Origin of the sequence: Pseudomonas sp. p106, from assembly GCF_003936645.1 — a bacterium.
GTDB lineage: Bacteria > Pseudomonadota > Gammaproteobacteria > Pseudomonadales > Pseudomonadaceae > Aquipseudomonas > Aquipseudomonas putida_E.
Window position 1 is genome coordinate 27,038 of sequence record NZ_RHQR01000003.1, and the last position, 15,545, is coordinate 42,582.

The following is a 15,545-nucleotide window of genomic DNA, read 5'->3' on the forward strand; positions in this document are numbered from 1 at the left end:
TCAGATCAAACTACCCAACTGGAAGATCGGCAGGTACATCGCCACCACCAGGCCACCGACCAGCAGGCCCAGGACCAGCACGATGGCTGGCTCCAGCAGGCTGGTCAACTGGTCCAGCGCCTGGCTGACCTGTTCCTCGTAAAGGCTGGCGGCTTTTTCCAGCATCTGGTCCAGGGTGCCGCTTGATTCACCGATGGCCGTCAGCTGCACCAGCAACGGCGGGAACAACGGCTCAGCCGCCATCGCCTGATGCAGCCCTTGCCCATTGGCCATGCCCTGGCGCAGCCGCAAAATGGCCCGCTCGTGCAGCTCGCCCCCACAGGCCCTGGCCACGGTGCCCAGCCCATCCAGCAGCGGTACCCCAGCGGCATACGCCGTAGCCAGGCTGCGTGCAAAACGGGCGAGCGCTGCTTGTCCCAGCAGCCGACCGAACACCGGCAGGCGCAGTACCTGGCAAGATATCCACAGGCGTGCTGGCGCATGCTGCCGATACAGCTGGCGCATACCCAATACCACCACAAGCAGGGTTATCAACAGCAGCGGCCCATGGCGGCCCAGCCCTGTGGACAAGCCGATGACCCATTGCGTGAACGCCGGCAACGCAGCATCAAAGCCGGCAAACAGACTTTCAAAGCGCGGAATCACTTCCAGCAACAGCACCGCCGACACGCCTAGGCCGGTGAGCAACAGCAGCAGCGGATACAGCATCGCCTTGCGCACCCGTTTGAGCAGTGCCTGGCGCTGCTCCAGCATGCCCGCCAGTTGCTCAAGCTGCCGGTCGAGCGTGCCGGATTGCTCGCCCACGCGTACCAGGTTGCAGTAAAGCCCGTCGAACCACTGCGGGTGGCGCTGCAACGCATCCGCCAGCCCCAACCCCGCCGCCACATCCTGTTTCAAACGTTCCAGCAACGCTGCCTGCCCCGCGCTGCACCCACTGCGGCCCATCACCTGGAAGGCCTGCAGCAGCGGTACACCTGCCCTCAGCAACGTTGCCAACTGCCGGCTGAAACCCGCCGGGTCGCTCTTTACCCTACGTGCAGGCCAGCGCCACACCAGCCCGCCCGCGGGCCGCAAACTAGCCACGCGAATGCCCTGGCGCTGCAGCCCGGCCCGCACATAGGCCGGGCTGCGCCCAGCCATCTGCCCGCGCACTTCTGCGCCATTGGCATCGATGCCCTGCCAGGCATAGCGCTGTGTTGAATGGTTCATGCAAAGGTCCTTTTCTGCCCGTGTGACAAGCCTGGAAACAGCTTGTCGTGTCCATGAAGGGGCGCGCATTGGCGATGCTCACTAGAGTAGTTCAGCGAAGGTGACGCCCCGGCCGGCAGGGGTGACAAAAGGTGTCTGTTCAGGCCTACTGCGCCGCTGCCAGCCGGGGTCGAGCCTGACCTCAACGAACACGCGTATCAAAAAGGAAACCGTTCATGAAAGGGCAACGCGGTATCACCCTGATCGAACTGATGATCGTCGTCGCGATCATCGGCATCCTGGCGACCATCGCCATCCCGATGTACACCAACCACCAGTCACGCACCAAGGCGGCTGCCGGTTTGCTGGAGATCAGCGCGCTGAAGACAGCGATGGACCTGCGCTTGAATGAAGGGAAGGATGTGGCCGATGTAGCTGCACTGGGCGGCCAGCCCGCGACCGCGCATTGCTCGATCACCGCTGCCGGCAAGGCTGCCGACGGCAACGGGAGCATCGTCTGCACCCTGGTGGACGCGCCGGCCAATGTGGCGGGCAAGGCCCTCACCCTGACGCGCTCGGCTACCGGCTGGCGCTGCACCACCAACATCGAGGAAGACTTGGCGCCCAGTGGCTGCAAAGGGGCCTGAGGGCAGGGGAATAAGTCAGCGGAAACAGGCGTTTGCGTAACGGCTGCGGCAGTGGTACGTTGCGCTACACGCCGGTGTAGCTCAGTCGGTAGAGCAGCGCACTCGTAACGCGAAGGTCGCAGGTTCGATTCCTGTCTCCGGCACCACATCCAGCTCCACTGCATTCCGCTGAATGCTTTGGAAGCCCTCTAAACCGGCCTTCTGGCCGGTTTTTCATTGCCACGACCCTCCGTCGGGAACCAATAAAATCCCCAATAACCGGGGGGTGTTTTTGGGGGACAGCGTCTTTCCTGAATGGAGAACGTACCCCTATGCCACGCCTAGCCATTCCGCTCAGCGACCTCAAATGCCGCAGGGCCAAACCGCGTGATCGCGCCTACAAACTGTTCGACGGCGGGGGTATGTACCTGTACGTCGCGCCGAGTGGCTCGAAGACTTGGCGGCTGCGGTATTTCAAACCCAGCGGCAAGGAAGGCACGCTGATCATCGGTAAGTACCCCATCGTTTCGTTGGCTGTCGCGAGGACCAAGCGCGATGAGGCCAAGGCTCTGTTGCTCGACAACGTTGATCCGATGGAAGAAAAGCAGAAGGCCAAGATCGCTGCTCAGCGGGCGAGCCTTCTCTTTGAAACCGTCGCTTTGGAGTGGCACGTCGAAATGTCCCGACGGTGGACTGAGAGCCATGCCAAGACGGTGCTGAGCAGGTTGCGTACCCATGTGTTTCCATTGATTGGCCAGCGGCCTATCGCTGAGCTCGACACCCATGACCTCCTTGAAGTCACCCAGCGGATCAAGGATCGCGGCACCATGGATGTAGCGCTGCGTGTGCAGAACTATCTATCCACGATTATGCGGGGTGCGAAGCGGGCGCGGCAGATCACTCAAAACCCGGCGCTCGATCTGGCCGGCTCGATTCAAGCGCCGCGCGCCGTGCACCGTCCTGCGCTCTCGCTAAACCGCCTTCCTGAACTGTTGGATCGAATCGACAACTACACCGGTCGCGAGCTGACCCGGCTTGCAGTGCTGCTGACGCTGCATGTGTTCGTGCGCTCCAGCGAACTGCGCTTCGCCCGGTGGGATGAATTCGACCTCCAACGGGCGATGTGGGAGATCCCCGATACCCGCAAGCCGATTGAAGGCGTCCGCTATTCCACACGCGGGACCAAGATGAGTGGGGACATTCAGATAGTGCCGCTGTCGCCTCAAGTGATCGAAATCCTTGAACGGCTGCGCAGCTTGAATCGCTTCTCTGAACTGGTGTTGCCCGGTGACCACAGGTACTGGAAACCCTTGTCGGAGAATACGGTTAACCAGGTGCTGCGCAATATGGGGTACGACACCACCAAGGACGTCTGCGGACATGGTTTTAGGACCATGGCTTGTAGCGCCTTGCTCGAATCGGGGCTGTGGACGGACGCGGCGATTGAGCGCCAGATGAGCCATCAGGAGCGTAACCGCGTGCGCGCCGCGTATATCCACAAGGCCCAATTTCTGGAGCAGCGTCGGTTGATCATGGCGTGGTGGAGTAACTACATCGATGCCAACAGATCGGGCCATGTTACCCCGCATGAGTTTGCCCATCCGGTAGGCGACAACGTCACAGCCTTGCCAAATGGTCATGGCGCATTCAATCGCGGGTGAGTCTGCAAGATCGGCGCGGGCTGCTCTTTCACGCGGGTCCATCCAAACAGGGCTGCAAAGCCGCCCTGTTTGGATGGACCTCACTTTGAAGAGCTAAAAGCCACGACGTTGTCCGGGATTTACCAAGGAATTCCACCAATGGATAAACGCTTTTCACGTCCCCAAGAGCACTGAGTTTCGACCCTTGACCGAGTTTATCCACAGGCGTAGAACTGGCCGTGCAAGCGCTGTCGATGACAGCACCCCAGGTGGCCCGAACCTCAAAGGTCACGCCGCTCTCGCGGTGGTTCTCCCCAAGGGCGATTCGCATCCGGCAGTTCGCCCGGTTACCTCCCCGGTGATGGATGCTCTCTAATCTCATGGCCCTCGTGCGCCAGCTACACCGTACTGTGCTGCCCTGCAGCAACCTATCCGCTTGGCCGAATCTTGCGCCAACCTGCGCCCGTCTCTTTTTCCTGAAAAGAGACGGGCGCTTCTAGCACTGCTGCAGCCCTCATCGCTCTTGGCTTTGCGGCAACTCCACTCGTGACAATCGGCGTGACAAACGCCGATGTCACCAGCAACAGCGTTGTAGATGATGGTGCCGCAGGCCAAGGAATGGACTGCACCTGACTGACAGTCAGGCATGCCCCGGTCATCGCATCGCAGTGTTCACCCGACTCAAGATCTCCAGGCGCTGGTCTCGTCAGCCAGTGCTGCCTCCACCCGCCCACCGGTAACGGTGCTCAGGAGGCCAGATCATGAGATGCCCTTGCTCCCGGACGTAAGGAGTCGCCAGTCCCGCGTAGAGGACATTCCCCACAGGTCGCAGGGGCCTTGATCCCTGATAACACTCAGCATTCTTGGCGGGATGACGTGGGGCGAGGATCGGAGAACGGCAGATGAGGTGACGGCCATGGCATTGGGTATGCAGCGCACTGGGGTTCGACAGTCAGTGCCGCAAGGCCAGGATCGCGAGCACGTGAAGCAGATCGTCAACGCACTTTGCAGCCAACATCATCAACGCGCTGCCGCGATTGCGCTGTTGGCGCGAGCCACCGGCATGCGCTTGCGTGAGGCCATCTTGGCCGATCTGCCAAGGCTAAACTGTGAGGCTGACCACCAAGGCCAGATCAACATCCAGGATGGCACCAAGGGCGGCCACGCCGGGGCCTCGGCGCCACGTTGGATCGCATTGGACGACCATATTCGAGGTGCACTAAGGCTTGCACGGCAGGTGTCGCCTGCGGGTAGCCGCAACCTGATTGCGCCACACGAAAGCTACCTGAGCATTTTGCAAAGAATCATCCGCCCTGCGCGGGACATTCTGCATGCACACAACCTCAAAGGCTTCCATGAATTACGAGCGGCGTTCGCATGCGAGCGCTATGAGCAGATCACCCAACATCGCGCACTTATCAACGGCGGCCACTATTGTCTGGTAGATAAGACCCTTGATCGTGAGGCCCGGCGGCAAGTCAGCTATGAGCTGGGCCACGGTCGGATTGATGTGGTCGCGGCTTACATTGGAGGACGGACATGAGCAAGCCATTCGATATGGAGTTGTTCTTGGCTGGCGTGCTGACCGGGTCGCACGCGACGCGGCAACGCCATATGCGGCAGGCAACGCTTATCCAAGCTGAAATTGCAAATCGCTGGCAGCGAGAGACGCCTTGGGCCTGGCAGAGAAAGCATTTGGCTTGGTTTCTAAAACATCTTCAAGATCGACACAGCAGGATGACGCGTTACTACTATTTTCTGACCGTGCGGCTACTCGTTTGTCGTTTACACAAAACATGGGTGTTCAAGCTCTGAGCGAGGATCGATATTCATAGGCAGGACTGACAGCAACGACCCAATATAAATAGTCCGTTCTCGGAAGGCCGCAATCGGCCAATCGCAGCCTTTCACCCTATGGCGCGCACAGTGTTCATCCCTGAACCGCCAGATAAGCCGTGATGGGTAGCAAGCCAATAATTGGAACACTGCATCAGGCTGGGGGCGATTCCCAGACTTTTTGTCCAGCGTCCATGTGAGGATCAATTTTCACGGAATCACCGCATACCATTGCGGGAGTGGACTTGGCCGCAAAGAATACGACGCGGTGTATGGCTCTGGCCTGGCCGGTGAACCCTCTTGATAAATGCAGGACAAATACCCGGACCGCAACCCTTCGGCCCAATTGCCCACGACCATTCATCCAAGCTACCATTGCTAATAATTCCTATTAGCACAATGGCGTCCTCCCATGAATGCCCCTCCCCGTGCTCCAGCCCCGGGTTTCGAACTGGAGGCACTCTACCGTGCCCACCACGGCTGGATCCGCCAGTGGCTACAGCGCAAGCTCGGTAATGCCCATGATGCAGCGGAGCTGGCGCAGGATGTGTTCGTGCGGTTGCTGACCAAACCCCGCGCCTTCAATGACCACGAGCATGCCCGTGCGTACTTGGGGCGCATGTCGCGCAATGCCTGTGTGGATTTCTGGCGGCGGCGGCGGGTGGAACAGGCCTACCTGGAAGTGCTGGCAGCTCAGCCAGAGCATCTGGTGCCCTCGCTGGAGCATCAAGCCGTCATCCTGGAAACGCTGGGGCAATTGCAGGCGATGTTCGAACGCATGCCCAAGCGGGTGGCCGAAGCGTTTTTCATGGCGCAGCTGCAGGGCATGAAGCAACGCGAGATCGCCGAGCAACTGGGCGTGAGCGAGCGTAGCGTGAACACATACCTGGCCCAGGCGATGTACCAGTGCTTGCTGCTGGAAGTGCAGCTGGATGACGCGCTGATATGAGTAGGGCACAACTCGACCATGCCGTGCTGCAAGCGGCTGCCGGATGGTTTGCGCGGCTGTACGCAGCGCAGCATGACCCTGCTGCCAACGCGCAATGGCGTGCCTGGCTGAACGAAGATGCGCGCCACCGCTTGGCCTGGTGCTATGTAGAGAACATCAACCAGCGTTTCGGTACCCTCGACGGCCAAACAGAGCAGGCGCGGCGTGTGTTCGAAAGCGTCCGCCGAGGCCAGCAGTCGCGCCGTGCCGTGCTTGGCAGCCTCTGCGTGGCAGGTGCATCAGGGCTGTTGGGGTGGGTCGGCTGGCAGCGGGCGTGGGTGGACTCGCCACGGGGCTGGTTTGCCACCTACCGCACCGGCTTGGGCGAGGTGCGGCCGCTCACCTTGGCGGATGGCAGCCAGATGTGGCTGAACGGCGAAACGGCGCTGGATGTGCAGTTTGATGAGGGCGTGCGGCAGATGCGCCTGTATCACGGCGAAATCTTGGTTGAAACCGGCAAGGACCCTCGGCCCCTAATCGTGGTGACGCGGGCAGGCCGCATGCAACCGCTTGGCACGTACTTCAGCGTGCGGGATCAGGGCTTGGAAACGACCTTGAGCGTGTTCGAGGGCGCCGTGCAGGCAACCTGTTCCAACAGTGGTTTGCAAACCACACTGGGCGCAGGGCAAACGCTGGTGTTCGATTCGCAGCAGGCCAACCCATCCACGGCTGCACAAGCCTTGCGCCAGGACTGGAGCCGTGGAGTGCTGGTTGCAGAAGACATGCCGTTGGGCCAGGTGATCGATATTCTGCGCGACTACCGCCATGGCCATCTGGGCATCGACCCTTCGCTGAACAGCTTGCGTGCGGTAGGTACCTTCCCGTTGCTGGACACCGACCGAACCCTGGCAATGCTTGAGCGTGCGTTGCCCATTCGGGTAGTGCGCACCTTGCCTTGGTGGGTCTCCGTCGAGGCGAACTGAAATAAAACAAAATTCTTTTTCTGGTTTTGAGATGCTCATGCGCTTGGTGGGATGACGCTACTTCATCCTACTTCCGGAAGGACCCCTTCATGCTGCTCCGCGACTCTGCTTCTTCGCGCCGTCACCCGCTGGCGCTGGCCATCTTCCTTGCCCTTGGCTGCCACACTGCTGCCGCCCAGGCCTACAGCAACGACGCAGCGGCACAAGGGGTAGTGTATGACATTCCGGCCGGGCCGCTGGCGCGGCAACTGAACCTGCTGGCCAGCCAGGCCGGGTTGTTGATTGGCGGTGATGCCACGCTCACCGCCAACAAGCATAGCCAGGCGGTGCACGCTACCAGTGTGGAGCAGGCGCTGGTGCAGATACTGGCAGGCAGTGGTGTGCAAGCGGTGCGCACCGACGAGCGGGAATTCCAGTTGGTGCATCAGGCCGAGGACCCAGCGGGTGCAGTGACACTGGGCAGCACCACCATATCCGGTCAGGGCCTGGGCGATGTGACAGAGGGCACGGGGGCTTATGCCACGGGCCGTTCGTCCACTGCCACAAAGCTACCCATGAGCCTGCGCGAAACGCCGCAGTCGGTCACCGTGGTCACCCGCCAACGGATGGATGACCAGAACATGAAAAACCTCGATGACGTGATGCGCAATGCCACTGGAGTCACCATCATCAAGAACGGCGGCGAGCGCTCGCTGTATCAGGCCCGCGGGCAGACAGTCGAAAACCTGCAGATTGATGGCGTGCCGACCAACATCGGCAACCCGTACTCGATGGACACCATCTCCAAGCCCAATACCGATATCTACGACCGTGTGGAAGTGGTGCGTGGCGCCACCGGGCTGATGGAAGGCGCGGGTAACCCGTCTGCGTCCATCAACCTGATTCGCAAGCGGCCCACGGCCGAGCGTCAGGCGTTGATCGAGACGTCGGTCGGCTCGTGGGACGATTACAAGACTATGGTCGACCTGTCTGCACCGCTGAACGAAGCAGGCACCCTGCGCGGCCGTTCGGTCATTACCTACAACAGTGCAAACAGCTACCTGGACACTGCCCAGAAAGAAAACCAGCTGTTCTACGGCATTCTCGAAGCGGACCTGGATGAGTCGACCCTGGCCACCTTCGGCTTCACGTACCAGAAGGACCGCAACTCGGGTTATGACTGGTCGGGCCTGCCCAGCCAGGAGAGCGGCGCGTTCTACCCAATTTCACGTTCTACCTCGCTGACTGGCGACTGGAACCACCTGGACAAGCGCAATACCACCGTGTTTGGCGATATCCAGCACACCTTCGCTAACGGCTGGAAGGGTGTGGTGGCGGTGAACCAGATGTGGGCCAAGTCGGACTTTTTGGGCAACTACACTTACCCAGGTGGTGGCACCGACCTGTTCACCCTCAACCCGCGCCATTTTCACTTCGATGACACCCAGACCAGCATCGACGGCTACTTCACCGGCCCGTTCCAGCTGCTTGGCCGCCAGCATGAGCTGATTGTTGGCGGCAACTGGAACAAGGACGACTTCGACTATCACGGCGGTCGCGATGCCACATACCGCTACATCGTCGACATGAACAACCTGGCCGCGTTCGACCCGCCCAGCCCGACCGCTCTCAACGTGAACCAGTGGCAATACAATCGCACCCAGGAGCAGAAGGGCGTGTATGCGGCCAGCCGGTTCAGCCTTACCGACAGCACCACGCTCATCCTCGGCAGCCGCTGGAGCTGGTACAGCCACGATGCGCTGGACGACACCAATGGCGTGCGTGAGTCCACAGACCATAAGCATTTCTCCAAAAGTGGCGAAGTCACCCCATATGCCGGCCTGGTGCAGGACCTGAACGAAAACTGGTCGGCCTACGCCAGCTACACCGAAATCTTCAAGCCGCAGAGTGCGCAGGACCCAGATGGCAACACGCTTCTGCCGATGACCGGCACCAATTACGAAATCGGTTTGAAGGGTGAGTTCCTGGACAAGCGCCTGCAGACCTCCATGGCGCTGTTCCAGGCCGACCAGACAGGCCGTGCCGAACGGGTGACCTGTGCGCAGACCTTTGCCTGCTACCGTGCATCCGACAAGGTGCGCAACAAAGGCATCGAGCTGGAGCTGACCGGCGAGGTGCTGCCGGACTGGAACGTATCGGCGGGGTACACCTATACCCAGTCCAAGTACATCGGTGGTGAGCAGAAAGGCGAAGACTTCAACGGCGCCTCGCCCCGCCACCTGTTCAAGGTTGCGACCGACTACCGCCTGCCGGGCGCGCTCAATCAGTTGCGTGTGGGTGGCAGCTTCTATGCGCAAAGCAAGATGACCCAGACCGAAGTCGGCGAAGACTACAAGATTCAGCAGGACGCCTACCACTTGACCAACCTGCATGCGATCTACGAGATCACCAAGAACCTCGAAGTGCAGTACAACCTGGATAACGTGTTCAACAAGAAGTATTACCAGACCTTGGGCAACCCCAACTACTGGAACTTCTATGGCGAGCCGCGCAATTTTAACCTGGCGCTGCGGGCTAGGTTCTAACTGGCTAATGCGCCGGCAAACTCATTGGCGGCGCTTTGTGAGAGCGGGTTCACTCGCGAAGCATTCACCGCGGTGGATGGCACCGGCGTTGCCGGTGTTCGCGGCTGAAGGCGCACCCACGAAGGGCGGTTACAGGTCCAGCCTGTGTGAAAACGCAAGTAAGTAAGTCGAGTAGCGAAAGAAGCTGGGGCCGCTTGTAAATTCGCAGATGTAAGTGGAGATCTACCCCAGTCGGGCACCAGCCGCGGCCTGTGCTATCTGGGCAAAGGCAGCGGCCCAGAAAGCCGTACACGGATGCAAAAAACGATTGGACTCATGTCCTGATCGCTTTAATCAGCCCAGCGATGCCAAAGATGCTCATCATTCGTTTGGGATTGTAGGCAAGCACGTGAAGGCTCATTTCGGTGTTTACCCTCGGTAGGGTTATGGTCAGGCCTCACCTACAATAAACCGCTTTGTGATCGTCCCCGCCACGATCTCGACGATCAGAAGGTTAGACAATCGCAGCTGTTTTCATAGAGCCTGGGTCGCTAGCTGCCATCTTCGCACGGATTCTGTCGTTCCTTACCTAGCGTTTGAGGCGGGGGGGCGTCGCTCTCACTGGAGTTCAACAATCCCGATTCGATTCCACGGAAAGCCATAATTAGCTGATTTATTTGTAGATACCCTATGAGGTACATCAAAAAATCCACTAAATTCCAACCCCACGAAAACGGGGCCCTCACGGCCAGTAACCGTCCGTCTGTCTCCGGCACCACATCCAGATTGGCCAGTGGCGATCTTTCGCTTGTTGGCCCTGCTAAGAAGCCCGCCGTGTGCGGGTTTTTTTGTGGCTGTCTTTTACGCTGTGAATCTGCGTGCTTTGACTTAATGGGGCGCGGTTTTCCACTTAGGGTTGCACGGTTTTCTAGATAGTGGTTATCTGTTGATTCGGTTTTAGCCAACGTTTACAGGGCAAATGCCGGATTTTTTCTAGATAATGGTTTTTCTGTTTAGAGATAATTTTGAGATGCCCCAGTTTTCCCACTACGACCTGCAGCTGCTGAACCCCTCCTTCGACTCGCCATTGGTTGACGTTCTGGCCGAACTCGAGTTTCTGCGCAGACTGAGGTTGGAGGGAGACACCCCGCCCCAGGTGTTCTTTCAGCTCAAGGCGCTGTTCCATACCTTGGAGAGCTTGGGGTCTGCTCGAATCGAGGGCAACCACACCACGCTGGCCGACTACATTGACAGCAAGGTCGAAGGCAAAGCCGAGAGCACCGACCAGTTGCTGGAAATTGCCAACATCGAGAAGGCAATGGACTACATCGAAGAGGTGGTTAAGCCCGGTGAAGACCTGACAGAGCATACGATTCGAGAGCTGCACGCCATGACCGTGCACGGGTTGCGGCGCGAAGGCGATAAAACGCCTGGCGCCTACCGGGAAGGCGCGGTCAGGATCGCGCAGGCGGAGCATCTACCTCCGGAAGGTGTGCTGGTGCCCCAGTACATGCAAGAGTTGGTCAGCTTCATCAATCGTGACGACTCGCCTAAGTACGCCCTGATGAAGGTCGCCCTGGCGCACCACCGTTTCGGCTGGATTCACCCATTCGGCAATGGCAATGGGCGGGTGGTAAGGCTGCTGACCTATGCATTGTTGATGAAGTACGGCTTTAACGTGAACTCGGGTGGCCGAGTGCTCAATCCCACGGCAGTGTTCTGCAATGACCGAGACAAGTACTACACCATGCTGGGGGTGGCTGATACCGGTACCATCGCGGGCTTGGAAGCATGGTGTACCTATGTGTTGCAAGGCATTCGGGATGAGCTGGAGAAGGTGGACAAGCTCACCGACTATGGCTATCTCACGAAATGCATTCTGCACCCAGCGGTGAGCTTTGCACGCAGTCGGGAATGGATTACCGAGACCGAGGAACGGATCCTTGTCGGCGTGATAAAGATGAAGGTAGTGAAATCAAGTGATATTGCCCAGGCGCTTCCAACGCTCACCCCTAACCAACGAACGTATCAGATTAAAAATCTGGTAGAGCAAGGCATGCTTTTGCCGGTCAATCCGGGGGCGAGGCAATACACCATTGGCTTCTCCAGCAACTACCTGGTGCGTGGGGTAATCAAGGCGCTGAGAGAGCAGGGGTTCATTCCTGAACCTCTCGATAGGCCTTGAGAAATCGCAGGTTCGTGCCGAATCCAGCTTGATCTTGCCACCCTGGCGCGGCCTTGCCGGGGCGCCGGGCCGGTCGGAAAGGGCCGCAAGGCGGCCGCTGCATTTCTTGAACCACCGTAATCTACCCATCCAATCTCGCTGCGACCGTCTTCTTGGAGCGCATCGCCGAACACCCGATCAATCGGGTCGATAAACTGCCTTCCGTGGTACGTTTCTTTCACCCTACTGAACTCTGCGAGGTGCCCTTACCCATGGTCAAAACTGTTCGCTTGCCCAAACCCGCGGCAGACCTGTTGTTGCTGCACATTGAATTGAAACACATCGAGCCGGCCATCTGGCGCCGCGTGGCGGTACCGGAAAACATCACCCTGGGCAGATTGCATTCAGTGATCCAGGTCGTGATGGGATGGGAGGGTGGGCACCTGCATGAATTTGAAATTGCCGGTGAGAATTACGGCATACCCGACCCCGATGGCTGGGGGCCGCCGGTAAAGCCGGAAGCGCGCAAGACCTTGGTCAAAGCTTTGTGCGGGAAGAAGAGTTTCCGCTATGTGTATGACTTTGGTGACGGCTGGGATCACCGGATCAAAGTCGTGAAAGTGCTGCCCGCCATCGCCTGTCCGCAGGTGCCGTATTGCGTCGATGGTGCCAATGCGTGCCCGCCGGAAGATGTGGGCGGTGAGCCGGGCTATGCCGAGTTTCTTCAAGCCATGGCAGACCCCAATCACCCAGAGCATGAGGCCATGATGGAATGGCATGGGGATATCTTCGATCCGGCGGCTTTCGACTGTGAACTTACGAATGGTTGGCTGAAGGAATTCAGGGTCTGACAGTCCCGGGCGGTGCGGATTCTCGCGCTTTGATGCTTACCAGGCGTGGCAACTACCTCTAGCACCACCCGTGCGCTGTGAATGCATAATCGGTAGTTCGCTGCCGGTTTTACCCGTGCTTAAGCTTTTAATCAGCATCGTATTGCCGGTTTCCGCTATGCTCACTATGATAATCAGCACTCAAATGCTGATTAATGGTGTGGCGATGCCGCTCAAACTCACGATCCAGGCTTTCTCCGATGGTGCATGGGGCGATGCAGCGACACTCACGGTCGAGAACCCCGAGCGTGTTGCTGATGGACGGTGCCTTGTCGCATACGACAGCGACTACATCATCGCGAACTTAGATCGCATGGAAGATCGTTGCGAACTGGCCCTAAGCGTTAACCTTCCGTTGAACTGGGACCACCATGACGTCACAGGGTATCCAGCATTCCTCTACGACATCATTCCCTCTGGTGCTGCCAAGGACTCTCTTGAATCCCGCTACGGGCGTCTTAAGCCCGAAGGCGTGGAAATGGGGCTGTACCTTCTGGAGCGCTTCACGTCGGCCCCTATTGGGCATCTGCGCATCAAGGAGTCGGTGGAGGGCCTTCAGCCGGATCGGAACGAGGCTTTCGCGCATGCTGAAGTCGTGGACAGGACGAACGAATTTCTTGAGTACGCCTATGAAAGCGGCGCGGCGTTGGGCGGTGCTACCGGTGCCAACGGGCAAGCCCCCAAGCTGGTCATGACCCAAGCCCACGACGGCGCTTTGTATGCTGATGCGATGCTCCCCGATGACCAGGCGTGCCGTCACTGGCTGATCAAGTTTGCGCGTAATCGAGGCGGCGAGCGCGACCAAGACATCCTGCGAACAGAGTTTCATTACTACAAGGCGGTCGCTGCCCTCGGCCTTGATACGGTTCCCACTGATGGTTTGGCGCTTGAAGAGGCAGTGAAGCCAAGCCTCTGGATGCCACGATTTGATCGCCGAGTAGTGGATGGCGGGGTGGAGCGGATACCGCTGGAGTCGGTGTACTCGATCTGCGGCATTACCGGCTACGCGCATCCGATGGCGCATGCCGAAGTGGTTCACCGACTGGTAGGTCTATGGATCGATAACGGCCAGCAGGATGAGGTGGACGACCTGGTGTTCGAGTACGTGCGGCGCGATCTGCTGAATCGCATTCTAGGGAACACCGATAACCACGGCCGCAACACCTCCATCATGCGTGTGGGTGGGAGGTTTCGTTTGGCGCCAATCTATGACCTTGCGCCAATGATTCTGGATGAAGAGGGCATCACACGGACGACGAAGTGGGCGGCGGAGCGCAAGGGGTCTTCCAATTGGAGCGACAACTGCGCTGAGCTCGTTGGTTACACTGATCCCGATGTTCTGCTGCAACGGTTGAGGAATGCGGCTGAGGAATTCAGGGCGTTGCCCGATCTGCTGACCGATGCTCCTGAATCGATGCGCAATGCAGCCTCTCTACCCGTGAATAACCTGGATAAGCGACTCGTGGAGTGGGGACTGCGATGAAAAAACTACAGCCTGAAGAGCGCGCTCAGCTCGTAGAGGATATCGTCAAGCGCAACGCGGCTGGGCTCGATCCAATCGGCACATCCATCCGCCGTCTGCGGCTGGAAGTCACCGGGCTTGACCAAGAGACCTTCGCGGCCATGTGCAGGATGTCCACGAAAAGCCTGTACGAACTGGAAAGCGGGAAGTCGAATCCGAAGCTCAGCACTTTGGAGGCTGTGCTGCGTCTCTTTGGTGTGCGGATGGGTATGGTGATGACTGCCAAAGACAAGCCCATCGCAACGGTCGTCGGCAACAGTTTCGGCCAATTGAAGGCCGGTGGGCCAATCGCTGTGGCCGCGCCGCTGGCCAGTTCCTACGTGGTGGCCGGACCCAAGCGAGGGAAAAGCCCTGCGGCAGCCAAAGCGAAGAAGGCAGTGTCGAGCCCGGCATCGCCACGGGCACGGAAAAGCAGTCAGGAAAAGTGAGATTGATGTGGGATGCAAATAAAGTCTCATCCCATTTGCCTCTAACTGATCGGTTGCGGCATTAAGTCTGGTTGCTCGCAGTAGTTCCAAACCACGACGGCTTCATACTTGTAACGGTAACCATGGGTAATCGGGGGTTGAGTTTTTCCGCAGAACGTTGCAAGGTCCTCTAGATAGCGGTTATCTGTGTTTTCGGTTTTGGCGTGTCTCGTGTAATGGCGGCTGTGTGTGGGCAGGCTTCGGCCTGGCCGGGTTTCCAAGTTCCCCGGTATTCCTACCCCATACAAAGCTGCCACCCCCCAATCCTGCCGGAAGTAGCGATTAGGCTGCTGGGTAACAATCCCAAGCCTGATCCTTACGGGCGAACGTGACAGTTCAGCATGATTGTCGCGCCACTGCGCGCTATGGCGTGCTGTCGTGACAACTCCTACGGCTCATGATGCACTTTCGGACCACACTGAACCTTGCGGAAGCTGGCCTGGAGGGATAAATTCATCGGGTCGCAACCAATTGTGCGACCGGGTTTGGCGACCCGTATGAAAAGGCGCAACGGCGCCCCGATCACGATTGCAGGCGCTTTTTTTGCGTCCGCTGTCTCGTGTAATGGCGGCTGTGCGTGGGAGACCCTCGGGTCTGCCGGGTTCCTTTTCCTCGGTTCGCCAACCTGCGTACAGCTGCCACCCTAACCGTTTGGCGACGGTCAGCGTGGTGCTCCAACCGAAAAGGACCTCATGCATGCTCACCGTAAGTCTATCCAGGATCCTCGCATCCGTTCTCCGCCGCCGTCGCCCTTCGCCGGCTCCCGAACCCCACCGGTTCTACCCCATCTACGACCC

General features: G+C 59.0%; 11 protein-coding genes, 1 tRNA gene and 1 pseudogene. 12 read left to right on the forward strand and 1 reads right to left on the reverse strand.

The window, feature by feature from the left end; all coding sequences use genetic code 11:
• The gene (locus tag EGJ09_RS04720; RefSeq protein ID WP_125923364.1) at positions 1–1,209 is read right to left on the reverse strand and encodes a type II secretion system F family protein; all 1,209 of its coding nucleotides are present in this window, start codon (positions 1,207–1,209) and stop codon (positions 1–3) included.
• Positions 1,210–1,424: 215 nt separating this feature from the next.
• Here EGJ09_RS04720 and EGJ09_RS04725 point away from each other — a divergent pair, with 215 nt between their 5' ends.
• The 12 genes and pseudogenes from EGJ09_RS04725 (at position 1,425) to EGJ09_RS04785 (ending at position 14,709) form a co-directional block, all read left to right on the forward strand.
• Positions 1,425–1,835, forward strand: coding sequence for a pilin (locus EGJ09_RS04725; protein WP_125923365.1), 411 nt, complete (start codon positions 1,425–1,427; stop codon positions 1,833–1,835).
• A 70-nt stretch (positions 1,836–1,905) separates the two neighbouring features.
• A tRNA-Thr gene (locus tag EGJ09_RS04730) sits at positions 1,906–1,981 on the forward strand.
• Between the two features lie 165 nt (positions 1,982–2,146).
• The gene (locus EGJ09_RS04735; protein ID WP_125923366.1) at positions 2,147–3,475 is read left to right on the forward strand and encodes an integrase arm-type DNA-binding domain-containing protein; all 1,329 of its coding nucleotides are present in this window, start codon (positions 2,147–2,149) and stop codon (positions 3,473–3,475) included.
• Between the two features lie 898 nt (positions 3,476–4,373).
• Positions 4,374–4,997 (forward strand): annotated as a pseudogene (locus EGJ09_RS04745) (integrase domain-containing protein); the annotation flags it as partial.
• A complete protein-coding gene (locus EGJ09_RS04750; protein ID WP_125923368.1) occupies positions 4,994–5,269 on the forward strand; it encodes a hypothetical protein in 276 nt (91 codons plus the stop codon). The pseudogene EGJ09_RS04745 and the gene EGJ09_RS04750, both read left to right, overlap by 4 nt.
• A gap of 433 nt (positions 5,270–5,702) precedes the next feature.
• Positions 5,703–6,239 carry a sigma-70 family RNA polymerase sigma factor gene (locus EGJ09_RS04755; RefSeq protein WP_125923369.1) on the forward strand — a complete coding sequence of 179 codons (537 nt, stop codon included), beginning with the start codon at positions 5,703–5,705 and terminating at the stop codon, positions 6,237–6,239.
• Positions 6,236–7,201, forward strand: a complete 966-nt coding sequence (locus EGJ09_RS04760) for a FecR domain-containing protein (protein ID WP_125923370.1) — start codon at positions 6,236–6,238, stop codon at positions 7,199–7,201. The genes EGJ09_RS04755 and EGJ09_RS04760 overlap by 4 nt, the downstream gene beginning before the upstream one ends.
• Positions 7,202–7,290: 89 nt before the next feature.
• Positions 7,291–9,726: a TonB-dependent receptor gene (locus tag EGJ09_RS04765; RefSeq protein ID WP_125923371.1), complete on the forward strand. Its 2,436-nt coding sequence runs from the start codon at positions 7,291–7,293 to the stop codon at positions 9,724–9,726.
• A 1,009-nt stretch (positions 9,727–10,735) separates the two neighbouring features.
• On the forward strand, positions 10,736–11,890 hold the full coding sequence (locus EGJ09_RS04770; protein WP_125923372.1) for a Fic family protein: 1,155 nt from the start codon (positions 10,736–10,738) through the stop codon (positions 11,888–11,890).
• A 251-nt stretch (positions 11,891–12,141) separates the two neighbouring features.
• Positions 12,142–12,720 (forward strand): plasmid pRiA4b ORF-3 family protein, encoded by a 579-nt coding sequence (locus EGJ09_RS04775; RefSeq protein ID WP_125923459.1) that lies wholly within the window; start codon positions 12,142–12,144, stop codon positions 12,718–12,720.
• Positions 12,721–12,877: 157 nt separating this feature from the next.
• Entirely contained in the window at positions 12,878–14,242 is a 1,365-nt protein-coding gene (locus EGJ09_RS04780) for a type II toxin-antitoxin system HipA family toxin (protein WP_177433149.1), read from the forward strand.
• Complete coding sequence (locus EGJ09_RS04785; protein WP_046784623.1) at positions 14,239–14,709, forward strand: helix-turn-helix domain-containing protein; 471 nt, start codon at positions 14,239–14,241, stop codon at positions 14,707–14,709. The genes EGJ09_RS04780 and EGJ09_RS04785 overlap by 4 nt, the downstream gene beginning before the upstream one ends.
• The last annotated feature ends 836 nt before the right edge of the window (positions 14,710–15,545 follow it).